General features: G+C 71.7%; 22 protein-coding genes. 13 read left to right on the forward strand and 9 right to left on the reverse strand.

Going from position 1 to position 21,438, the window contains the following annotated elements:
* Positions 1 to 356 precede the first annotated feature (356 nt).
* Entirely contained in the window at positions 357 to 1,217 is an 861-nt protein-coding gene (locus AB0J55_RS18950) for an SGNH/GDSL hydrolase family protein (RefSeq protein WP_364250761.1), read from the forward strand.
* On the opposite strand, the gene AB0J55_RS18955 is transcribed toward AB0J55_RS18950, so the two are convergent.
* The 3 genes from AB0J55_RS18955 to AB0J55_RS18965 all read right to left on the reverse strand — a co-directional run bounded on the left by AB0J55_RS18955 (position 1,189) and on the right by AB0J55_RS18965 (position 3,918).
* Positions 1,189 to 1,917 carry a metallophosphoesterase family protein gene (locus AB0J55_RS18955; RefSeq protein WP_364249584.1) on the reverse strand — a complete coding sequence of 243 codons (729 nt, stop codon included), beginning with the start codon at positions 1,915 to 1,917 and terminating at the stop codon, positions 1,189 to 1,191. The two genes, AB0J55_RS18950 and AB0J55_RS18955, sit on opposite strands and share 29 nt — an antisense overlap.
* A 61-nt stretch (positions 1,918 to 1,978) precedes the next feature.
* Positions 1,979 to 3,190, reverse strand: a complete 1,212-nt coding sequence (locus tag AB0J55_RS18960) for a cytochrome P450 (protein WP_364249587.1) — start codon at positions 3,188 to 3,190, stop codon at positions 1,979 to 1,981.
* Positions 3,191 to 3,222: 32 nt separating this feature from the next.
* Positions 3,223 to 3,918 carry a TetR/AcrR family transcriptional regulator gene (locus AB0J55_RS18965; RefSeq protein ID WP_364249590.1) on the reverse strand — a complete coding sequence of 232 codons (696 nt, stop codon included), beginning with the start codon at positions 3,916 to 3,918 and terminating at the stop codon, positions 3,223 to 3,225.
* A gap of 143 nt (positions 3,919 to 4,061) precedes the next feature.
* Here AB0J55_RS18965 and AB0J55_RS18970 point away from each other — a divergent pair, with 143 nt between their 5' ends.
* The 11 genes from AB0J55_RS18970 (at position 4,062) to AB0J55_RS19020 (ending at position 15,670) form a co-directional block, all read left to right on the forward strand.
* Complete coding sequence (locus AB0J55_RS18970) at positions 4,062 to 5,435, forward strand: replication-associated recombination protein A (RefSeq protein WP_364249593.1); 1,374 nt, start codon at positions 4,062 to 4,064, stop codon at positions 5,433 to 5,435.
* Positions 5,436 to 5,640: 205 nt separating this feature from the next.
* The gene (locus tag AB0J55_RS18975) at positions 5,641 to 6,018 is read left to right on the forward strand and encodes a VOC family protein (protein WP_364249595.1); all 378 of its coding nucleotides are present in this window, start codon (positions 5,641 to 5,643) and stop codon (positions 6,016 to 6,018) included.
* 37 nt (positions 6,019 to 6,055) lie between these two features.
* Complete coding sequence (locus tag AB0J55_RS18980) at positions 6,056 to 6,901, forward strand: NAD(P)-dependent oxidoreductase (protein ID WP_364249598.1); 846 nt, start codon at positions 6,056 to 6,058, stop codon at positions 6,899 to 6,901.
* A gap of 181 nt (positions 6,902 to 7,082) precedes the next feature.
* A complete protein-coding gene (locus AB0J55_RS18985; RefSeq protein ID WP_086841104.1) occupies positions 7,083 to 7,469 on the forward strand; it encodes a DUF948 domain-containing protein in 387 nt (128 codons plus the stop codon).
* Positions 7,466 to 7,768 (forward strand): hypothetical protein, encoded by a 303-nt coding sequence (locus AB0J55_RS18990; protein WP_191316307.1) that lies wholly within the window; start codon positions 7,466 to 7,468, stop codon positions 7,766 to 7,768. Before AB0J55_RS18985 ends, AB0J55_RS18990 begins: the two co-directional genes overlap by 4 nt.
* 72 nt (positions 7,769 to 7,840) lie before the next feature.
* On the forward strand, positions 7,841 to 10,501 hold the full coding sequence (gene alaS / locus AB0J55_RS18995) for an alanine--tRNA ligase (RefSeq protein ID WP_364249603.1): 2,661 nt from the start codon (positions 7,841 to 7,843) through the stop codon (positions 10,499 to 10,501).
* A gap of 31 nt (positions 10,502 to 10,532) precedes the next feature.
* A complete protein-coding gene (gene ruvX, locus AB0J55_RS19000) occupies positions 10,533 to 10,994 on the forward strand; it encodes a Holliday junction resolvase RuvX (protein WP_103350558.1) in 462 nt (153 codons plus the stop codon).
* Positions 10,991 to 13,198: an endolytic transglycosylase MltG gene (gene mltG, locus AB0J55_RS19005; protein ID WP_364249606.1), complete on the forward strand. Its 2,208-nt coding sequence runs from the start codon at positions 10,991 to 10,993 to the stop codon at positions 13,196 to 13,198. The genes ruvX and mltG overlap by 4 nt, the downstream gene beginning before the upstream one ends.
* A 16-nt stretch (positions 13,199 to 13,214) precedes the next feature.
* Positions 13,215 to 14,045 (forward strand): shikimate dehydrogenase, encoded by an 831-nt coding sequence (locus AB0J55_RS19010; protein WP_364250764.1) that lies wholly within the window; start codon positions 13,215 to 13,217, stop codon positions 14,043 to 14,045.
* Between the two features lie 58 nt (positions 14,046 to 14,103).
* Positions 14,104 to 15,348 carry a GrpB family protein gene (locus AB0J55_RS19015; protein WP_364249609.1) on the forward strand — a complete coding sequence of 415 codons (1,245 nt, stop codon included), beginning with the start codon at positions 14,104 to 14,106 and terminating at the stop codon, positions 15,346 to 15,348.
* A 109-nt stretch (positions 15,349 to 15,457) separates the two neighbouring features.
* Entirely contained in the window at positions 15,458 to 15,670 is a 213-nt protein-coding gene (locus AB0J55_RS19020) for a hypothetical protein (protein WP_364249612.1), read from the forward strand.
* Between the two features lie 7 nt (positions 15,671 to 15,677).
* Here AB0J55_RS19020 and AB0J55_RS19025 read toward each other — a convergent pair whose 3' ends face one another.
* Both AB0J55_RS19025 and AB0J55_RS19030 read right to left on the reverse strand, forming a co-directional pair.
* The gene (locus tag AB0J55_RS19025; RefSeq protein WP_364249615.1) at positions 15,678 to 16,337 is read right to left on the reverse strand and encodes a TetR family transcriptional regulator; all 660 of its coding nucleotides are present in this window, start codon (positions 16,335 to 16,337) and stop codon (positions 15,678 to 15,680) included.
* A 25-nt stretch (positions 16,338 to 16,362) separates the two neighbouring features.
* On the reverse strand, positions 16,363 to 16,782 hold the full coding sequence (locus tag AB0J55_RS19030) for a hypothetical protein (RefSeq protein WP_364249618.1): 420 nt from the start codon (positions 16,780 to 16,782) through the stop codon (positions 16,363 to 16,365).
* A gap of 111 nt (positions 16,783 to 16,893) precedes the next feature.
* Here AB0J55_RS19030 and AB0J55_RS19035 point away from each other — a divergent pair, with 111 nt between their 5' ends.
* Complete coding sequence (locus tag AB0J55_RS19035) at positions 16,894 to 17,826, forward strand: D-2-hydroxyacid dehydrogenase family protein (RefSeq protein ID WP_364249621.1); 933 nt, start codon at positions 16,894 to 16,896, stop codon at positions 17,824 to 17,826.
* Positions 17,827 to 18,113: 287 nt separating this feature from the next.
* Here AB0J55_RS19035 and AB0J55_RS19040 read toward each other — a convergent pair whose 3' ends face one another.
* The 4 genes from AB0J55_RS19040 to AB0J55_RS19055 form a co-directional block, all read right to left on the reverse strand.
* Positions 18,114 to 18,929, reverse strand: a complete 816-nt coding sequence (locus AB0J55_RS19040) for a serine hydrolase domain-containing protein (RefSeq protein WP_364249624.1) — start codon at positions 18,927 to 18,929, stop codon at positions 18,114 to 18,116.
* 70 nt (positions 18,930 to 18,999) lie between these two features.
* A complete protein-coding gene (locus tag AB0J55_RS19045; RefSeq protein WP_091308360.1) occupies positions 19,000 to 19,266 on the reverse strand; it encodes an HPr family phosphocarrier protein in 267 nt (88 codons plus the stop codon).
* A gap of 41 nt (positions 19,267 to 19,307) precedes the next feature.
* Positions 19,308 to 20,543 carry a PTS transporter subunit EIIC gene (locus AB0J55_RS19050; RefSeq protein WP_364249627.1) on the reverse strand — a complete coding sequence of 412 codons (1,236 nt, stop codon included), beginning with the start codon at positions 20,541 to 20,543 and terminating at the stop codon, positions 19,308 to 19,310.
* A complete protein-coding gene (locus tag AB0J55_RS19055; protein ID WP_364249630.1) occupies positions 20,540 to 21,328 on the reverse strand; it encodes a GntR family transcriptional regulator in 789 nt (262 codons plus the stop codon). Before AB0J55_RS19055 ends, AB0J55_RS19050 begins: the two co-directional genes overlap by 4 nt.
* Between the last annotated feature and the right edge of the window lie 110 nt (positions 21,329 to 21,438).

The raw sequence follows: 21,438 nt of genomic DNA on the forward strand, positions 1-21,438 counted from the left end.
GCGTTTTTTTTTCCCGGGCGGGCCGGGTTTTCACCGGCCGTAACCCGCGCCCAACCCCCCCCCCCCCGACCGCTGATGCGGCTGCGTATCGGGTCGGCAGGGGGGTGTGGCCGGAGGGGCTCCGGGGGAGCTGTGGGCCACAGGTGCGTCACCGCTGCGGCCGCGGCCGCAGCCGCATCCGGCTACGCCGCTCCGTTCACCCCGTGGGCACACCGCCCCCCTCCCCCGCCACGCCGCCCTGCCGAACCGCGCCGTCAACAGGACATTTCCGGCTCCCGTGAGGTCCGCGTCAAGAATTAGGCCCGGTGTCGCGACCGCGTTACCTCGTCCTCACCGCCTGTGAGCCTGCGTGGCCGATGGTCGTCAGCGTGACCGTGATGAGCGTCGATGTCACTTCCGAACTCCCCGAACCCGGCCGCCGGCCCCAGCTCGCCGCCGTGCCGCCGCTGGCGTCCAGGCCCGCGCGGCGGCTGGTAGTGCTCGGCGACTCCACCGCCGTCGGCCTCGGGGATCCGCTGCCGCGGCGGGCCGGCTGGCGGGGGGTTGGCCCGCTGGTCGCCGCCGCGCTCGGGGTGGAGCCCGACGGCTACCTCAACCCCTCCTTCGCCGGTGCCCGGATGCGGTGCGTGCTCACCGAACAGGTGCCCGCCGCCGTCGCGCACCGGCCCGATGTGGCGCTGGTCGTCGCCGGCATGAACGACACCCTGCGGCCCGACTTCGACGCCGGCCGCATCGCCGCCGATCTCACCGAGGTGATCCGGCGGCTGCGGGAAAGCGGCACCACCGTCGTGCCCGTCCGGTTCCACGACCACAGCAAGGTCTTCCGCCTCCCGCAGTCGCTGAAACGCGCCCTGAGCGCCCGCGTCGCCGAGCTCAACGCGGCCATCGACGAGGTCGTCGCCCGGGAAGGCGTGCCCTGCCTGGACCTCGCGCGGCTGCCCGGTGCCTACGACCTGGCGTCGTGGAGCGTCGACCGGCTGCACCCCTCGGAACTGGGCCACCGCATGCTCGCGAACGGCTTCACCGGGCTGCTCTCCGAAGCCGGGTTCGCCGTGCCGGAACCGGTGAGCCTCACCTGCAGCGGCGGGGTCGAGCCGAGCACCGCGGGGCACGTGGGGTGGCTGGTGCTCAAGGGCATCCCGTGGCTGTGGCGCCGCGGCCGCGAATTCCTGCCCTACGCCGCGGTGATCATGTGGAACTCGTTCCGCGCCCGCTGAACACCCGCAACGCCTCGACGTCCGAAGCCGGGTTGCGGACGAAGTAGTCCGCCCACTCCTCGATGTCCGGATAACCCGACCGCGAGGCGAGGAACCGGCACGCCGCCTCGGTGTCGTACTCCGTGCGCCGCAGCTGGACGCCGTCGCCGAGCAGGGCCCAGTGCGCACCCCTTGCCCCGTACGGCATCCCGACGCTGCCGGGGTTCACGACCAGCCGCCGGTCGGCGAACCGGGCGAACTGCATGTGCGTGTGCCCGCACACCACCGTCGGCGCGGAAACGCCCGCCAGCACTTCCGCCCAGCGCTCCGGGGAAGAGTCCACCAGCACGATTTCGGTGTCGTTCCGCGGGGTGGCGTGGCAGAACAGCACCTCGCCCAGCGTGACGGTCAGCGGCAGCGCGTCCAGCACCGGCAGGTCGGCCGGACGCAGCTGCCGCGCCGCCCACGGGAAGATCGGGTCCGGGACGAACGAGCCGCCGGTGCGCGCCGACTCCGCCAGTTCGCGGTCGGCGTTGCCGCGGACCCACACCGCACGGTCGCCGAGCGCCTGCAGCCGTTCGAGGGTCTCGACCGGCATCGGCCCGGCGAGCATGTCACCCAGGAGCACGATCCGGTCCGCCGCCCGGACGTCCGGCTCCGCCAGCACCGCCTCCAGCGCCGGCAGCACCCCGTGGATGTCGGACAGCACGGCCACGTTCACCGCCCCACCATCGGGCACGGGCAGCGCCCCGGGCGAGGGATTTCGCCCAGGGCGCAACCATTCACCCCACCGTGAGCGGCAGCTCGCGCACGCCCGTCATGTTCGGGTTGACCTGGAACTTCGGCGGCTCACCCGGGATCGTGCGCAACGCCGGGTAGCGGTCGAACAGGATGTTCAGCGCCACCCGGCCTTCCAGCCGCGCGAGCGGCGCGCCGATGCAGAAGTGGATGCCGCGGCCGAACGCCAGGTGGGGGTTCTCCTCGCGCAGCGGGTCGAACCGCCCGGGGTCGGCGAACACCCGCTCGTCCCGGTTGGCCGCGGCCACCCACACCAGCAGCATCTGGTCCGCCGGCACCGTGACGCCCCCGACTTCCGCCTCCCGCATCGTCGTGCGGCCCACCGCCGCGAACGGCGTCAGGAACCGCAGCGACTCCTCGATCACCGGGGGCACGAGCGACCGGTCCGCGCGCGCCCGTTCGTCCCACTCCGGGTAGGTGTCCAGGCACAGCACCACGTTGCCGAGCAGCATCGTGGTGGTGATGTGGCCGGCCAGCAGCAGGATGTTCGCGAAGTTGACGACCTCGGCGCGGGACAGCCGTTCTCCGTCCAGCTCGGCCTCGACCAGCTTCGTCAGCAGGTCCTCGCGCGGCTGCTTGCGCCGCTCGTCGACGTGCCCGCCCAGGTACTCGATGAGCGCTTTCTGGCCTTCCAGGGACTTCTTGATCGCTTCGTCCTGCTTCTCGTCCGTCTTCACCAGCGAAACCTGGTCGGCGGACTCGAACATGCGGTCCACCCAGCCCTTGAACAGGTACCGGTCGCTGGCCGGGACGCCCAGCAGCTCGGCGATCACGATCACCGGCAGCGGGTAGGCCAGGTCGGCCACCAGCTCCAGCCGGCCGCCGCCGGGGGCGGCGTCGAGCAGCTCGTGGGTGATCGCGGCGATCCGCGGCTCGAGGTCCGCCACCACCTTCGGCGTGAAGGCCCGGCTGATGAGCTTGCGCATCTTGTTGTGCAGCGGCGGATCCAGCTGCAGGATGCTGCCCGCGGCCAGCGCGTCCTCGTCCAGCTCCGGCATCATCTCCTTCGGCACCAGGCGGGACGTGTCGGAGGAGAACGTCGCCGGGTCGCGGAGGATCTCCTCGGTCTCCGGGTGCCCGTAGACGTTCCACATCCCCAGTTCCGCGGCGAACTCGACCTGCTTCTCCGGCTGCTTCCCCCGCAGCCAGAACTGGGATTCGTGGAGTCCCCAGGTGTCGGCGAGTGTGGTGGTCATTTCCGCCCCTTTCCCCTGTGTGGCCCCGGGGCTTACCCGGGTGCCCTGGTGGGATCGTGTGCGTAGATCCCGTTGCGGTAGCTCGAGACGAGCTCCTCGAGCGCCGAGCTCAGTACGGCCGACACCTCCGCGACCACGCCGGGATCGGGCTCCCCGGGCGGCTCGAACGCGGTGCGGATCAGGTGCGCGAGAACGGCCGCCTTCTCTTCGAGGGGCACGTCCTCGAACTCGTGCGAAAGCGTGTCGCCCAGGTAGAAGCCGAGCGTCGAGGCGCTGAGCGCGTAGCTCAGGTTCGGCACGTCGGCCCGGATCAGCCCGTGCCGCACCATGGTTTCCTCGAACTGCGCGCGCAGCGCGTCCTGCTGCTTGTGCAGGGCGAGGTCGCCGAGGGAGCCGAACATCTCGGCGTTGCCGCGCAGCATCGCCATCACCAGCGGACGGCGGTGCGTGATCAGGAACGACCCCGGGATCATCCGGTGCGGCAGGATCATCGCCGGGTCGGCCCTGATCGCCTGCAGGACCTCGTCGGTCAGGTCGGCCGACTCGCGCATCATCAGCGCCTGGAACAGCAGCTCCTTGTTGCGCCAGTGCAGGTAGACGGTGCCCTTGCCGATGCCGACCGCGCGCGCGATGTCGTCCACCGCCACCTTGCGGTAGCCCATGCGCAGCAGCAGCTCGCCCGCCGCGTCCAGGATCCGGTCGGCGCGCTCGCGGTTGGGATGGCTCATGCGTTCTTCCACCTGCGGGTTCGTTGAGTGTTTGACCTGTTGACCGGATTCGCACTTTCGGTCAATCGGTCATCACGACGGTAGCGCCGATCCGGGGACCGGGGCAAGCGGTTCTGTCGGTGGGGTCGGTTAACGTCATCGGTGTGGCACAGGACGAGCTCTTCACCGTGAACGCCGACATCGCGCCTCCGCCGGAGCGCACGGAGTCGAACGCGGCCGAACCGCAGGCCGACCCGGCGAGCTCGCCCCTGGCCGTGCGGATGCGGCCGCGCTCGCTCGACGAGGTCGTCGGCCAGCAGCACCTGCTGCGCGAAGGGGCTCCGCTGCGGCGGCTGGTCGAGGGCGCCGCGCCGGCGTCGGTGCTGCTCTACGGCCCGCCGGGCACGGGCAAGACGACGCTGGCCAACCTCGTCTCGATCGCCACCGGCCGCCGGTTCGTCGCGATGTCGGCGCTTTCGGCGGGGGTCAAGGAGGTCCGCGGGGTCATCGAGGAGGCGCGGCGGCGCCGCCAGTACAACACCGAGAACACCGTGCTGTTCATCGACGAGGTGCACCGGTTCTCCAAGACCCAGCAGGACGCGCTGCTCGGCGCGGTCGAGGACCGCACGGTGCTGCTGGTCGCGGCGACCACGGAGAACCCGTCCTTCTCCGTCGTCTCGCCGCTGCTGTCGCGGTCACTGGTGCTGCAGTTGCGTCCGCTCACCGACGAGGACATCACGGCGCTGCTCGAGCGGGCCCTGGCCGACGAGCGCGGCCTGGGCGGCGAGCTGACCCTGACCGAGGACGCGCGCGCCCACCTCGTCCGGCTCGCGGGCGGGGACGCGCGCCGCGCGCTCACCGCGCTGGAGGCGGCGGCCGACGCGGCGTCGGCCACCGAGGCGAAGACGATCGACCTGCCCATCGTCGAGTCCACTGTGGACAAGGCGGCGGTGCGCTACGACCGCGACGGCGACCAGCACTACGACGTGATCAGCGCGTTCATCAAGTCGATCCGCGGGTCCGATGTGGACGCCGCGCTGCACTACCTGGCCCGGATGATCGAGGCGGGGGAGGACCCGCGGTTCCTCGCGCGGCGGCTGGTGGTGCACGCGAGCGAGGACATCGGCATGGCCGACCCGACGGCGCTGCAGTCGGCGGTCGCGGCCGCGCACGCGGTGCAGTTCATCGGCATGCCGGAGGGCAGGCTGGCGCTCGCGCAGGCGACCGTGCACCTGGCCACCGCGCCGAAGTCCAACGCGGTGATCAAGGGCATCGACGCCGCGCTCGCGGACGTCCGCGCCGGGCTGGCCGGCACGGTCCCGCCGCACCTGCGCGACGGGCACTACGCGGGCGCGAAGAAACTGGGCAATGCGCAGGGGTACCGGTATCCGCACAACGTGCCGGAGGGGGTGCTGGCGCAGCAGTACCCGCCGGACGAGCTGGTCGGCCGGGACTACTACGAGCCCACCCAGCGCGGTGCCGAGCGGACGCTGGCCGAGCGCGTGCCCAAGCTGCGGAGGACCATCCGCGGGCAGTGAAGGCCCCTTCGGGCAGCGGGGACCGTCGCGTCGCGCCCGCAAGCCAGCCCTCGCGCCGGCCACCCGGACATCAATCTGTGGCACCGCCCGTTGAACGCCGTTCGCCCGGAGTGGGCCGGGGTGGTCAAGATCATCGGGGTTCGTAAACTCTTCCCCTCCAGGCGGCCCCGTCCGGGGAGGCCCCACGACGGCAGGAGGCGTGCCCGTGCCCGCGACGCTGCAGTGCATCGTCCTGGACTGTCCGGAACCGGCGGTGCTCGCCCGCTTCTACCAGGCCCTGCTCGGCGGCGAGGTGGATCTGCCCGATCCGCGGTGGCGCGTGGACGAGGACTGGTCGACCCTGCACGTGGACGGGATGGTGCTGGGCTTCCAGCGCGCGCCGGACCACCGGCCGCCGAGCTGGCCCGATCCCGCCCTGCCGCAGCAGTTCCACCTCGACTTCGAGGTCGACGACTTCCGGGAGTCGCACCACGTGGTGCTGGCCAACGGCGGCCGCCTGCTCGACCCCGACCTCGGCGGCCGGGGCTGGCGCGTCTACGCCGACCCGGCGGGCCACCCCTTCTGCCTGCTCGGCGACTACTGAGCGCGCGGCCGCGCCGCGGCTCCGCCACGATGGCAGCATGACTGTCGCGTTTCTCGGAACCGGGATCATGGGTGCCCCGATGGCGGCCAACATCGCCGAGGCCGGCCTCGACGTCCGCGTCTGGAACCGGACCCGGGAGAAGGCCGAACCGCTCGCCGGCGTCGCCACGGTCGCGGATTCGCCGTCCGCCGCGGCCGAAGGCGCGGACATCCTCGTGACGATGCTCGCCGACGGCCCCGCCGTCGCTGAAGCATTCGAAGCCGCTTCGCCCGCTTCGGGGACGTTGTGGCTGCAGATGAGCACGGTCGGCCTCGACTGGACCGACCGCCTCGCCGCGATGGCGGAGCAGGCGGGCGTGGTGTTCGTCGACGCCCCGGTGCTCGGCACCCGGCAGCCCGCGGAGCAGGCGCAGCTCCTGGTCCTGGGCTCGGGCCCGGAGGAGGCCCGCCCGGCGGCCACCCCGGTGTTCGACGCGGTCGGCATGCGCACGATCTGGCTCGGCCCGGCGGGCGGCGGCAGCCGGCTGAAGCTGGTGATGAACGCCTGGGTGCTGGCCCTGACGAACGCGACGGCGGAGAGCCTGGGCCTGGCCCGCGCCCTGGGCCTGGACCCGAACCTGTTCCTGCAGACGATCGAGGGCGGCGGCCTGGACGTGGGCTACGCGCACGTGAAGGGCGGCGCGATGCTGGCGGGCGAGTACCCACCGGCGTTCCCGGCGGGCTTGGCGGCGAAGGACGCCCGCCTGGTGGTGGAGGCCGCGGGCGAGCAGGTCGACCTGGCGGGGGCGAAGGCGGTGCTGGCCCACCTGGAGGCGGCGGTCGAGGCCGGCCACGGAGACGAGGACATGGCGGCGCTGTACCGGGCTGTGGTCAAGGAGCGGTAGCAAATCCGCCCCGGCCGCCGGGGCGCCCCCCGTTTTCGACTCTACCGGTGGGCACCGACAGTTTCCGCCGGTCGGACGTCCCCGGAGATCCCCGGACGGGCCGCGGCGGGGTGACACGGTCGGGGACCGGCCCAGGCGGTAACCTCAGGCGGCATCCCGACCCCTGAACCGAGGAGGGCCCGTGTCGGCAGGGCAGATCGCCGCGTTGATCGCCGCAGGAGCATTCGTGGTGCTGGTCGTCCTGCTGGCGATCCCGCTGATCAAGCTCGGCAAGACGCTGGACGCGGCCACCGAGGCGATCGAGCGCACCAACAGCAACACCGACCCGCTGCTGATCGGCGCGAACGAGACGATCACGCACGTCAACACCCAGCTCGAGCGAGTCGACGGGATCACCGCGAACGCGCAGGCGGTCACCGGCAACGTCTCCGCGCTGACGTCGGTGTTCACCGCGACCCTGGGCGGCCCGCTGGTCAAGACCGCGGCGCTGTCCTACGGGCTGTCCAAGGCGATCAAGGCGCGCAAGAAGAAGAGCGCGCTGAAGGCCGCCAGGAAGGCCGGGAAATGAAGCGGCTGTTCTGGCTCGGCGTCGGCGTCGTCACCGGGGTCGTGCTCTCCCGCAAGGCCGCCGAAACCGCTCGTCAGGCCACTCCGGCCGGGTTAGCATCGAACCTGGGGGACGCCGTGCGCGAGCTGGCGGGTGCCGTGGGTTCGTTCGGCGCCGAGGTGCGTGCGGGCATGAACGAGCGGGAACAGGAGCTGCACGACATGGTCGAGGAGCGGACGGGCGTGACCGCGCCCCGCGCCGAGGGACGGCACGCGGCCGCCCGGCGCCCGGTCCGGCGAGCTCGCCGGGCGGAGGGCTGATCCGGGCCTGCCCGGAGCCCCTTCGCCGTCGCCGCCGACCCGCTGCCGAACCACAGCTACAAGGACTGACCCGTGGACACACACGAAATCACCGATCGTTTCCTGCGCCATTTCGAGGGCAAGGGCCACACGCGCGTGCCCAGCGCGCCGCTGATCCTCGACGACCCGAACCTGCTGTTCGTCAACGCCGGCATGGTGCAGTTCAAGCCGTACTTCCTCGGTGAGGCGCCGCCGCCGTACCCGCGCGCGACCTCCGTGCAGAAGTGCGTGCGCACGCCGGACATCGACGAGGTCGGCAAGACCACCCGGCACAACACCTTCTTCCAGATGGCCGGCAACTTCTCCTTCGGCGACTACTTCAAGGAAGGCGCCATCGAGTACGCCTGGGAGCTGATCACCAAGCCCCAGAGCGAAGGCGGCTACGGCCTCGACCCCGATCGCCTGTGGGCGACCGTCTACGAAGACGACGCCGAAGCGGCGGGGCTGTGGAAGAAGATCACCGGCCTGCCCGGCGAGCGCATCCAGGCGCGCGACATGGTCGACAACTTCTGGTCGATGGGCATCCCCGGCCCGTGCGGGCCGTGCTCGGAGATCTACTACGACCGCGGCCCGGAGTACGGCCGCGAGGGCGGCCCGGTCGTCGACGAGGACCGCTACATCGAGATCTGGAACCTGGTGTTCATGCAGAACATCCGGGGCGAGGGCAGCGGCAAGAAGGACTTCCCGATCCTGGGCGAGCTGCCCGCGAAGAACATCGACACCGGCATGGGCGTCGAGCGCGTCGCGACGATCCTGCAGGGTGTCGAGAACGTCTACGAGACGGACCTCGTGCGCCCGGTGATCGGCCGCGCGGAGGAGTTCTCGGGCCGCCGCTACGGCAGCAACCACGCCGACGACGTCCGCTTCCGCGTCATCGCCGACCACGCCCGCACCGGCGTCCTGCTGATCGGCGACGGCGTCACCCCGGGCAACGACGGCCGCGGCTACGTGCTGCGCCGCCTCCTGCGCCGCATCGTCCGCTCCACGCGGCTGCTGGGCGTGCAGGAGCCGGTGCTGCAGGAGTTCGCGAAGGTCGTCCGCGACACGATGCGCCCGACCTACCCCGAGCTGGTCGACGGCTTCGACCGGATCAGCGAGGTCGTCCGGATCGAAGAGGAAGCCTTCCTCTCGACCCTCACGAGTGGTTCGCGCATCTTCGACCTCGCGGCCGAGGAGACCAAGCGCGGCGGCGGTGACGTGCTGGCCGGCGACAAGGCGTTCCAGCTCCACGACACCTACGGCTTCCCGATCGACCTCACCCTCGAAATGGCAGCCGAGCAGGGCCTCACCGTCGACGAAGAGGGCTTCCGCACGCTCATGAACGAGCAGCGGACCCGCGCGAAGGCGGACGCGGCGGCCCGCAAGACCGGCCACGGCGACCTCTCGGAGTACCGCAAGGTCCTGGAGCAGCACGGCGAGACCGAGTTCCTCGGCTACACCGACCTGCAGGCCGAGGCGAAGGTCGTCGCGCTGCTCGAAGACGGCCGGCCGGTCCGCAGCGTCCCGGCGGGCAAGAAGGCCGAGCTGGTGCTCGACCGGACGCCGTTCTACGCCGAGAGCGGCGGTCAGGTCGCCGACACCGGCGTGCTGGTCGGCGACGGCGTCGAGCTGAAGGTCCTCGACGTCCAGAAGATCGTCCCCGGCCTGTACGTGCACCGCGTGGAGGTGGAGCAGGGCGAGGTCGGCCTGGACACCAAGCTCACCGGCTCGGTCGACGCCCACCGCCGGCTCTCGATCGAGCGCTCGCACTCCGCGACGCACCTGGTCCACGCGGCCGTCCGCGGCGCGTACGGCAAGCGCGCGGCGCAGGCGGGCTCGCTGAACTCGCCGGGCCGCATGCGGTTCGACTTCACCACGCCCGGCTCGGTGTCGTCCGACGTGCTGACCGAGGTCGAGGAGGAGGTCAACGACTACCTCCAGACCAACGTCGAGGTGCAGAGCTACACCACGACCAAGGACAAGGCCCTCGAGCTGGGCGCGGTCGCGCTGTTCGGCGAGAAGTACGGCAACGACGTCCGTGTGGTCGACATGGGCGACTACTCCCGCGAGCTCTGCGGCGGCACGCACGTCGACCGGATCGGCCAGCTCGGCCTGGTCAAGCTGGTCTCCGACGCCTCCATCGGCTCGGGCGTGCACCGCGTCGAGGCGCTGGTCGGCACGGACGCGCTCAAGTACGTCCGCAAGGAGCAGCTGCTGGTCTCGCAGCTGGCGAACACCTTCAAGGTGCCGTCGGACCAGCTGCCCGGCCGCATCGACGACGTCCTGACCCGGCTGAAGAACGCCGAGAAGGAGATCGCGCAGCTCAAGACCCAGCAGGTGCTGGGCTCGGCGGGCGCGCTGGTCGACAAGGCGCAGGAGATCGGCGGCGTGACCGTGGTGGCCGAGGTCGTCCCGGACGTCGACGGCAACGGCCTGCGCGCGCTCGCCTCCGACATCCGCGGCCGGCTCGGCTCGCGGCCCGGCGTGGTGGCGCTGTTCTCGCCGGCCGGCGAGAAGCTGAGCTTCGTCGTCGCGACGACCAAGGCGGCCCAGGACAAGGGCATCGCCGCGGGCAAGCTCGTGCCGTCGTTCGCCGAGAAGATCGGCGGCCGGGGCGGCGGCAAGCCCGACATGGCCCAGGGTGGCGGCACCAACCCGGCCGGTGCGGCCGAGGCGGTCACGGCCCTGCGCTCGGCGATTGCCGGCATTGGTTAACCGCGGAAACCGCGGCCCGGACCGTCCCGGTGTGGGCGATCCGGGCCGGGGCCGCCGGCTCGGCGTGGATGTCGGATCCGTCCGGGTCGGGGTGGCGCTGAGCGATCCGGCCCCGATGCTGGCGTCGCCATTGGTTACCCTCTCCCGCGATGCGACCGACGACAGTGATCTGGACCAGCTGGCCGCCCTCGTCACCGAACACGAGGTGGTCGAGGTGATCGTGGGCCTGCCGAGAACGCTGGCCAACCGCCAGGGACCGGCGGCCGAGCTGGCCATCGCGTATTCTGAGCGTCTGGCCGGGCGGATAGCGCCCGTGCCGGTCCGGCTGGGCGACGAGCGGCTGACCACGGTCACCGCATCCCGCATCCTCTCCCAGCGCGGGGTCAAAGGCCGCAAGCAGCGCGCGGTGGTCGACCAGGCCGCCGCCGTCGAGATCCTGCAGGCCTGGATCGACGCCGCCGCTGCGCACCGCGCCCGGGAGGGAGACCGATGAACGAGCAGCCACCAGAGCCCCCACGCGGGCGCCGGCGACTGCGCGAGCCGGAAGCGGCCACCCCGCCGCCGTCCCGGCCCGCACCGCGCCGAGCCGACCCGCGTGACCCGCGCCGCACCCCGAGCGGTCAGCACGAGCTGCCGCCCCGGCGCGGGCAGGCCCCCAGCGGCGAGTACGACCTGCCGCAACCCTCCCGCCGGTCCCGGCCCGCGGAGCCGCCGGCCTACGACCCGCGCCGGGACGCACCGCCGTCCGGCCGGCGCCGCCGCCTCGAGCCGCCGGGCACCCTGCCCCCGGCCGACGAGGACGTCGACCCCCAGGAGCGGCGGGCCGCCCCGGCCCGCGCCGCCCGCGCCCGCCACGGCCTCGACGAGGGTTCGGAGATCGAGCCGCCGGCCCCGCGCCGGCGCCGAGCCGCCCCGGACGAAGCCGAGGACCGGTCACCCCGGCGGCGTGGCGCACCGAATCTCGACGAACCCGACGGACGCTCACCCCGGCGGCGTGGCACTCCGGATTTCGACGAGGCCGAGGGCCGCGCGCCCCGGCGGCTCGCGGCGGATCCCGACGAGGCCGACGGCCGGCGGCGTGCCCTGCCCGAGCGCATCGAACCGGCGTCCCCGCGGCGGCGCCGGGCCGAGCCCGACGCGGCCGAGCCCCTGCCCGGCCGGCGGCGCCCGGCACCCGAACCGGTCGAGGCCGCCGGGCCGCCGCCCGGCCGTCGCCGTCCCGCTCCCGAGCCGGCCGAGGCCGATTCGCGGCGGCGCCGCGCGGCGCTGGAGGCCGAAGCCGAACCGCCCGCCCGGCGGCCCGCCCAGCCGGGTGACCGGGCCGCAGGCGGGCCGGAACCCGCCGCCGATCCGCGGCGCCGCCGTCCGCCGGCCCCGCCGGTGCGCGAGGAACCGGTCACCGACGTCCTGCCCGCGCTCGCCCCGCTGCCGCCGGCCGAGCCGCCGCGCGAGGAGCCGGTGGCCGAGGACGACGAGTACGCGGACTACGACGAGTACGACGACTACGAGGAGTACGACGAGGCGGCGTACGACGAGGACTACGACGACTACGACGAAGAGCCGGAAAAGCCGCGGAAGAAGAAGGGCAAGCGCGCCCTCGGCTGGGTCGCCGCGATCGCGGTGATCGCCCTGCTCGCGGGCGGCGCCTATTACGGCTTCAACAGGATCTTCGGCTACGACGACTTCGAGGGCGCCGGCACCGACGACGTCGTGTTCCAGGTGGACGACGGCGACACGACCTCCGCGATCGGCACCAAGCTCGCCACGGCGGGCATCGTCGCCAGCAGCAAGGCGTTCGTGAAGGCCGGCGAGGGCAACCCGAAGCTCGCCCGGGTCCAGCACGGCTTCTACGTGATGAAGTCGCACATGTCCGGGGCCAGCGCGGTCGAGCGGATCACCACCCCGGATTCGCGCGTCGGGCAGCTGGAAATCCGGCCGTACACGCAGTTCGACGACATCACCCAGCCCGACGGCAAGGTCACGCCCGGCGTGTACAGCCTGATGGCGAAGGCGTCGTGCGCGCAGCTCAACGGCAAGAGCACCTGCGTCTCGGCGGACGACCTGCGCAAGGCCGTCGACGCGGCGGACCTGAAGCAGCTCGGCGTGCCGGACTGGGCGATCGAGCCGGCGAACAAGGCCGACCGCAAGGACCGCAGGCTGGAAGGCCTGATCGCGCCCGGTGTCTACGACGTCAAGCCCGGGTCGACCGCGCAGGAGATCCTCGGGCAGCTGGTGCACACCTCGGCCGAGGCGATCCAGAACGCCGGGCTGAGCCCGCAGTCGACCGGTCCGGGGATGACGCCGTACCAGACGCTGATCGTCGCCTCGATCATCGAGCGCGAGGCGGTGAAGGCCGACTTCGGCAAGCTCTCGCGGGTCATCTACAACCGGCTGAAGAAGAACATGCGGCTGCAGATGGACTCCACCGTCAACTACGTGCTGGACCGGCCGACGCTGGCGACCAACGACAACGAGCGGGATCGCCCCGGGGCGTACAACACCTACTTGAACACCGGGCTGACCCCGACGCCCATCGCGGTGCCGAGCCCGGACGCCATCAAGGCGGCGGTCAAGCCGCCGGACGGCGAGTGGGTGTACTTCGTCAAGTGCGAACAGAACGGCCTGTCCTGCTTCGCGGTCAGCTTCGACGACCACAAGAAGAACGTCGCCCTCGCCAAGGAACGCGGTGTCTTCTGAGCCACGCAAGGCCGCGGTGCTGGGCAAGCCGGTGGCGCACTCGCTGTCCCCGGTGCTGCACGGCGCCGCGTTCGCCGCACTCGGCCTGACCGGCTGGACGTACGAGCGGATCGAGACCGGCGCCGCGGAGCTGCCGGCGCTGGTCGACGGCTTCGGTCCCGAGTGGGCCGGGTTTTCGGTCACCATGCCGGGCAAGCGCGCGGCGCTGGACCACGCGGACGAGGTGACGCCGCGCGCGGCTGCCGTCGGTGCGGCCAACACGCTCGTCCGCACCCCGGGAGGCTGGCTCGCGGACTGCACCGACGTCGAGGGCGTCACCGGCGCGCTGCGGGTCGCGGGCGGCTACGAGCCGTCGCCCGGGGACACCGCGATCGTGCTCGGCGCGGGCGGCACCGCGGCGGCCGCGGTCGTCGGGCTCGCGGACCTCGGCGTGCGGCAGGTGCGCCTGGTCGTGCGCGAACCGGCGCGGGCCGGCGAAACCCTCGACGCGGCGAAGCGGGCTTCGCTCGACGTCGACGTCCTGCGCTGGTCCGAGACCGACTTCGCGGCACTGGCGGCGGGGGCGGCAGTGCTGGTGAACACCGTGCCGCCGGACGCGGTCGTCGCGCACGTGGCCGAGCTGGCCGTGGTCGCGCACGTTCTCGACGTCATCTACCACCCGTGGCCGACGCCGCTCGCCGAAGCGGTCGCGGCCCGCGGCGGCCGGCTCGCCACCGGCCTGGACATGCTGCTGCACCAGGCGTTCGGCCAGGCCGAGCACTTCACCGGCCGCCCGGCCCCGCGGGCGGCGATGCGGGACGCCCTGCGCGAAGCGACCGGGAACCTGCTGCCGCTGCCGATCGGCTGAAACCAGTTGCGCGTGTTGATAATCTGGTCGACTGCCTTGCTGAAGGGGGTCTACCGGAATGACCAGTCAAGACGCGTTGAGCGACGAAAAGGTCCGAAGTGTGTGGGTCGGCGAAGCACCGAAGCTGAACTCGACCGTCACGCTCGCGGACTACGACCCGGAGTGGCCGCGGCTCTTCGAACGTGAAGCCGAGCGGATCCGCGGCGTCCTGGGGGAGCGGGTGCTCGTGCTCGAGCACGTCGGCTCGACGTCGGTGCCGGGGCTGTGTGCCAAGCCGATCGTCGACATCCTCCTGGAAGTCCCGGATTCCGGCGACGAGGAAAGCTACGTCCCGGCGCTGGAGGCGGCCGGCTACCGGCTCGTCATCCGCGAGCCGGACTGGGAGAAGCACCGCTGCTTCAAGGGCCCGGACACGAACATCAACCTGCACGTCCATTCGCCGGGCAACGGCCAGACGCCGCGCTACCGCCTGTTCCGCGATCGCCTGCGCTCGCACCCGGAGGAACGTGAGCTGTACGCGGCGAAGAAGCGTGAGCTGGCCGCGAGGACGTGGAAGTACATCCAAAACTACGCCGACGCCAAGACGGAGGTGGTCGAGGAGATCCTCGGCCGGGCGCGCGCCGCGCAGTACGACGCCCACAGCGAGGCCTACGCCGAGCACGCGGAGAAGTCCGTCACCAACGCCCTCTACGACCGGCCGGCGATCCTCGACCTGGCCGGCGACGTCGACGGGCTGAGCGTGCTCGACGTCGGCTGCGCGGCCGGCCACCTGAGCGCACTGCTGGCCGAGCGCGGCGCCGACGTCCTCGGCATCGACTCCAGCGCGGGCATGATCGCCGTCGCGCGGCGGAAGTTCGGTGCCGCCGCCCGGTTCGAGGTCGCGGACATCACCCGGCCCCTGGACCTGCCGGACGCCTCGATCGACGTCGTCACGGCGTCGCTCGTGCTGCACTACCTGGCCGACTGGGGGCCCGCGCTGGCCGAGTTCCGCCGGGTCCTCAAGCCCGGTGGGGTGCTGGTGTTCTCGGTGCACCACCCGGGCGAGGACTGGCGCTGGTTCGGGAAGGAGAACTACTTCGAGCTCGAGCTGCTGGAGGACGAGTTCCCGCCGGGCACCGTGGTCCGCTTCCACCGGCGCCCGCTGAGCTGGACGTTCCAGGCGATCCGCGACGCTGGCTTCGCGGTGGACCGCCTGGTGGAGCCGATGCCGGTCCCGGAGGCCGAGGCCGCCGATCCGCAGTGGGCGGCCAACCTGCGGACCAAGCCGCGGTTCCTGTACTTCCGGGCGGTCAATCCCGGCTAGGGCCGGCTCGGCCGCGGAAATGATCGAGCTGTCCGGGACGGGGTTTGGCGCCGGATGATCGCGGGCACCTGGTCAACGGTCGTTGATTTCACTGAACTGGGGTGGGTGAATGTCGTCCTTCAACGTCAAACCCTCGAAACCCGTGGCGGTCTTCGGCGCGATCTTCGGTGCCGCCCTTCTCGTCTTCGGGTTCGTCAACGCGAACAAGTCCGGGGGGTTCATCTGGTTGTGGCTGATCGCCGGCGTGGCGATCATCGGCTTCAACCTGTGGGCCGCGTTCAGCAAGAACGGGGCCACCGAGGTGATCTCCCGCAAGGAGTGAAGCGCCGTCAGTCGCGCTTGCCCAGCTCCTGGATCAGGTCGACGATCTCCCGGCTGACCGGGCGGAACACCCGCAGCCGGGAGAGGGAGGCCAGCCGGGCCAGCAGCGGCACGCTGCGCTCGACCAGCATCCGGGTGCGTTTCGTGCCGGCCGAGCGGTCGTGCACCCAGAACAGCACCACGCCCATCTGGTAGAGCCACAGCAGCTCCGGCAGCCGGTCCCGCAGTTCCGGGTCGAGTTTGACGTCGGAGCCGTCGACGACCTCGCGCATGAGGCCGATCGACGCCTCGCGGGCGGCCGAGGAGTCGTCGCTGAACGGGCTCAGCGGCGACTCCGGGTCGGCCGCGTTGACGAAGAACTGGGTGCCGAAGCGGTGGTAGGGCTCGGCGACGTCGAGCCAGCACAGCAGCACGGCCTTGAGCCGGTCCGCGAAGCCGGGCCGCCCGTCCAGCAGGGCCCGGGCCGCCGCCAGGTGCTGCCCGGCCATCTCGTCGTAGAAGCCCTGGATCAGCTGTTCCTTGGACGAGAAGTAGTAGTAGGCGTTCCCGACCGAGACGCCCGCCTCGGCGGCGATCGCCCGCATCGTCGTGCGGTCGTAGCCGTTCTCGGTGAACAGCCGCATCGCGGTCGTGACGATCAGGGACCGCGTTTCCTCGCTCTTGGCCACGCGCTGCACGGTAGCGCCGCCGCCGTCAGGGCGCGGGGTAGGGCGGGGCCTGCGGCACGCCGGGGTAGGGGAGCGGCAGCGGCGCCGGCGCGGGCTTCGGGGCCAGGTGGCGGCGCCGGATGCCGTTGAAGACCAGCACGTTGAACAGGTGCATGACGCCGAGGACGAGCGCGACCGTGCCGATCTTGACCGACAGCATCTCGAACACCTCCCGGGCCGTCGTGATGTCGGCGCCGCTGGTCAGGAAGAGCGTCACGAACCCGAGGCTGATCAGGTAGAAGCCGACGACCAGCAGCTGGTTGACGGCGTTGGCCAGGCCCGGGCTGTCGGCGAAGACCTCGGCGAGGAAGGTGCGGCCGTGCTTGCTCAGCGTCCGGGCGACGAGGACGGTCAGCGGGATGCTGATCAGCAGGTAGAGCGCGTAGGCGAGGACTATCGGGTCCATGGTTCCTCCAGTTTTGAACGTGTTCAAGAAGGACGGTAGCCCGCTTTTTGAACGTGTTCAAGAGGGCTGGGTCACGTCGGGTGGACGTCTTCGCCGGGCTACGGTGAGGCCATGCGGATCGCGATTCTCGACGACTACCAGAACGTCGCCCTTACCTTCGGTGACTGGGACTCGCTGCAGGCCGACATCACGGTCTTCACCGAACCCCTGACCGACGTCGTCAAGCAGCTGCAGGGCTTCGAGGCGGTGGTCGCGATGCGGGAGCGCACCCGCTTCCCGGCCGAGGTGCTCGACGCCCTGCCCGACCTGAAGCTGCTGGTCAGCACGGGCAAGCGGAACGCGGCCATCGACGTCGCGGCCGCGCGGCGCAACGGCGTCGTCGTGTCCGCCACCGGCTACATCGGGGAACCGACGGCCGAGCACACCTGGGCGCTGATCCTGGCCGCGTCGCGGAACCTGCCGCAGGAGTTCCGGTCCATGCGCGAGGGCGGCTGGCAGACGTCCGTCGGCACCATGCTGCACGGCAAGACCCTCGGCCTGCTCGGCCTGGGCCGGCTCGGCGCCGGCGCGGCCAGGATCGGGCAGGTCTTCGGCATGGAGACCATCGCCTGGAGCCAGAACCTCACGCAGGAGAAGGCCGATCCGCACGGCGTCACGGCGGTGAGCAAGGACGAGCTGTTCGCACGGTCGGACGTGCTGTCCATCCACCTGGTGCTCGGGGAGCGCACCCGCGGCCTGGTCGGGGCGCCCGAGCTCGCCGCGATGAAGCCGACCGCGCTGCTGGTGAACACCTCCCGCGGCCCGATCGTCGACGAAGCCGCGCTGGTGGAGGCGTTGCGGCGCAAGGAGATCCGCGCCGCCGCGCTGGACGTCTACGACACCGAGCCGTTCCCCGCCGACCATCCACTGAGGACACTCGACAACGCGGTCCTGACGCCGCACATCGGCTTCGTCACGCGGGAGGTCTACGAGATCTTCTACGGCGACGCGGTCGAGGACATCGCCGCCTACCAGGCGGGGGAACCGATCCGCGTCATGGAGTGAAGAAGGTGTGCGGCCCGCCGGGGCCCGAGGTCCCCGCACCGGCCCTGCGGCGGGCCTGCACCTGTACAGGACACCACTCGTGCCGGGTGGGCGGCAGGGTCTTTGGACCCTGCCGGTGGGGTCCGTTCGGCTGAACGCCCGGCCGCGGCTGGTCGTGAGTGAGAAACAGGGTTGGAACACTGTTTCCCACTCACGAGCGGGTCAGGGGAAGGGGACGGCGTCCACCGGGTTCGCCGGGGTGCGCTGCAGGCGGCGAGCACAGGAGAGGCGGCGAGGAGGACCCGGCTTCACGCGCCCAGTTCCGCCAGCACGGCGTCGGTGTAGCGCGGCCAGACCTCGGCGGCCCACGGCCCGAACGCGCGGTCGGTCAGCGCCACGCAGGCCGCGCCCGCGTCCGGGTCGACCCAGAGGAACGTCCCCGACTGGCCGAAGTGGCCGAACGTCCGCGGCGAGCTCGCCGCGCCCGTCCAGTGCGGGCTCTTGTGGTCGCGGATCTCGAAGCCGAGGCCCCAGTCGTTGGGCTTCTGGTGCCCGAACCCGGGCAGCACGCCGGACAGCCCGGGGAACACCACGTTCGTCGCTTCGGCCACGGTGGCCGGGGCCAGCAGCTTCGGGGCCTGCAGCTCGGCGGCGAACGCGGCCAGGTCGTCCACAGTGGACACCGCGCCGGACGCGGGCGACCCCTCCAGCGCGGTCGACGTCATGCCGAGGGGAGCGAACAGCGCCTCGGCCTGGTACTGCGCGAACGGGATGCCGGAGTGCTCGGCCAGCGCGTCGGCCAGCTGCTCGAACCCGGCGTTGGAGTACAGGCGCCGGGTGCCCGGCGCGGCCATCGCCTTGTGCGCGTCGAAGGCGAGCCCGGAGGTGTGGGCGAGCAGGTGCCGCACGGTCGAGCCCTCGGGCCCGGCCGGGGTGTCGAGCTCGACGACACCCTCCTCGATCGCGATCAGCGCGGCGTAGGCGGTCAGCGGCTTGGAAACCGACGCCAGCCGGAACTTCCGCGCGGTGTCGCCGTGGCGGCCGGCGACGCTGCCGTCCGCCGTCACCACGGCCGTCGCGGCGTTGTCCACCGGCCACTCGTCGATCAGGCGCAGGCTCTCCATGCGCCCACCCTACGAAACGAAGGCCCCCGCACCGGTGTCGGGGACCGGTGCGGGGGCCTTCGTGGATCCGTCAGGCGTCGAGGTCGGTGGCGACGAGCTGGGCGACCGCTTCCACGGCCTCCTCGGCGCCCTCGCCCTCGGCGCTGATGATCACCTCGTCGCCGTAACCGGCGGCCAGCGTCATCAGGTTGAGCACGCTGCCGGCGGCCACCGGGTTCCCGCCGGCCTTGGCGATCTGCACCGCGACGGGCTGCGCCGCGGCCGCCTTCGCCACCAGCGCGGCCGGCCGGGCGTGCAGGCCCACCTTGCTGGCCACGGCGACGCGTTTCTCCGGCATGTTCGTCCTCTCGCTAAACAGGTGCTACGTCGGTACGGATGTTACGCGGCGGCGGTGCGCTCGAGGTCGGCCTCGATCGAGTCGTCCTCGCGGCCCGGGGTCCGCAGGTTGAACTTGACGATCGCGAAGCGGAAGACCACGTAGTAGATCACCGCGTAGACGAGCCCGATCGGGATCAGCAGCCACGGCTTCTGCGCCGCCGGGGCGCCGAGGTTGAGCAGGTAGTCGATCGCGCCGGCCGAGAAGTTGAAGCTCTGGTGGATGCCCAGCGCGTTGCAGATCGCCAGCGAGGTGCCGGTCATGATCGCGTGGAACAGGTACAGCGGCCACGCGACGAACATGAACGAGAACTCGATCGGCTCGGTGACACCGGTCAGGAACGAGGTCAGCGCGCCGGCGATCATCACACCGCCGACGACCTTCTTCTGCGCCGGGCGGGCCGTCTGCCAGATGGCGAGCGCGGCGGCGGGCAGCGCGAACATGAAGATCGGGAAGAAGCCCGTGGTGAAGGCACCCGCCGACATCTTGCCCGCGACGAAGTTGTTGATGTCACCGCCGTCGAAGATGAACCAGACCGGGACGTTCAGCAGCTGGTGCAGACCGACCGGGATGAGCAGGCGGTTCAGCGCGCCGTAGATGCCGCCACCGACGACCGGGGCGGCGGTGACCGCGTCACCGGCGGCCTGGATGCCCTGGTCGACCCAGTGGAAGACCAGGCCGAAGATCACGCCGAGCAGCACCATGACACCGGCGGTGATGATCGGGACGAACCGGCGGCCGCCGAAGAACGCCAGGTAGGCGGGCAGCTTGATGCGGTGGTACTTCTGCCACAGCAGCGCCGCCACGATGCCGACCACGACACCGGCGAGCACCGAGTACGGCCACTTGATCGGCGCCAGCTCGGTCGCGCCCGCCTTGTAGCCGGGCAGGTCGGCCAGCGGGGCGAACACCTGGACGACGGAGCTGAACACGAAGAAGCCCACGACCGCCGCGACGGCGGTCGAGCCGTCGCCCTTCTTGGCGAAGCCGACGGCGATGCCGACCGCGAACAGCAGCGGCAGCCAGTTGAACAGCGTGCCGCCCGCGGCGCCCAGCACCGAAGCGACCTTGTTCCAGCCCAGGCCGTCCTTGCCGAGCATGTCGTCCTGGCCGAACCGGAGCAGGATGCCCGCCGCCGGGAGCACGGCGATCGGGAGCATGAGGCTACGGCCGAAGCGCTGAAGACCGGCAAGACCGCTGCCGCTCTTCTTCGCCCCCTCCGCGGTGGTCGAACTCATCTGGATCCTCCATAGTGGGGTGGTTGACCGGGTTCCGGGGTGTTCCGGTCCAACTGCATGGTCACCTGGTAGTGATCTCCCCGGTACCAGGACGTGATGTCTTCGATGGGGTCGCCCCCGGCGCTGGAGACCCGCCGGAACACGAGCAGCGGGCTGCCGGCACGCATGCCGAGCAGCCGGGCCGTCTCGCGGTCCGCGCCCTCCGCCCAGACCGTCTGCCACGCCCGGTCGGGACGCACACCGTACGTCTCGGCCAGCTGTGCGTAAATGGACTGGGTCAGGTCCAGTTCGAGCAGGCCGGGTGCCCGGCCCGCGTGGTACCAGCCGCGTTCGACGGCCAGTGGCACGCCGTCGGCGTGCCGCAACCGGACCAGGTGGTGCGCCGGAGCGCCCTCGGCCAGGCCGAGGGCGTGTGCCGAGGCGGTGGGCGGCACCTCGGTGGCCGCGGAGACCACCTCGGTCGTCGGGGTCAGCCCCCGCCTCCGCATGTCGTCGGTGAACGACATCAGGTAGAGCTGCAGCTCCATCCGCCGGGCCGCGGTGAACGTACCCTTGCCGCGGACCCGGGCGAGCAGGCCCTCCTCGACCAGCTTGCCGATCGCCGACCGGACCGTGAGCCGCGACACGCCGTAGCGCTGGGCCAGCTCGCGTTCCGACGGGATCGGCGCACCCGGGGGGAGCTCGCGCTCCACCGTGCGGCGGAGGATTTCCCGCAGCTGGGCGTGCTTGGGCGTGGGCCCGTTGACAACCTTGTCGGGCGGCGGGACGTGCGCGGCCGCGCTCATCGGCGTCACCCTCCTCGTTCTCGCGGCACCGGGGGACCGGTGCTCGCGTCCGGCCCGGAACATTGGTACGTTCCGGTCTAGACCAATGATCTGATGGGGCAGGATGCTCC

Source organism: Amycolatopsis sp. NPDC049688 (assembly GCF_040674975.1).
In the GTDB taxonomy this organism is placed as follows: domain Bacteria; phylum Actinomycetota; class Actinomycetes; order Mycobacteriales; family Pseudonocardiaceae; genus Amycolatopsis.